The organism is Dyella jejuensis (assembly GCF_044904675.1).
GTDB classification, from domain to species: domain Bacteria; phylum Pseudomonadota; class Gammaproteobacteria; order Xanthomonadales; family Rhodanobacteraceae; genus Dyella_B; species Dyella_B jejuensis.
In genome coordinates, this window is the sequence record NZ_JADIKJ010000081.1 from 1 (window position 1) to 385 (window position 385).

The window sequence follows — 385 nt, forward strand, 5'->3', positions numbered from 1 at the left end:
TCGGACAGCAACGGGAGCGCCGATATCCGGGCCGATGGCCTGTCGACGATCGCTTCCAGCAGGCTTCGGTAGCGCTGCATCAGCCGTTCGATCGTCGCGCGCTCGAACAGGTTGGGATCGTATTGCACTTCCGCGAGCAGACCATCGCCCTGCTCGACCAGCATCACCGTCAAATCGAACTTGGCCGGGCCCGCGGCAACGCTCGGTAATTCCTCGAAACCGTCGTTCCCCTCATCGCTGGCATGCCCTGAAGCTTCCGCGATGACCGAGAACAGGCTCCGGATCAACGGCACGGCATCCGCCGAGCGTGACAATCCCAGTGCGTCGACCAGCTTCTCGAATGGCAGCTCCTGATGGTCGAGTGCTTCCAGCACGTGCGTGCGCA

1 protein-coding gene is annotated in these 385 nt (G+C 62.9%); it reads right to left on the minus strand.

The genetic code is table 11. From position 1 onward, the window contains the following. The coding region (locus tag ISP15_RS18385) for a condensation domain-containing protein (protein WP_404549452.1) at positions 1-385 on the minus strand (385 nt) is incomplete at both ends.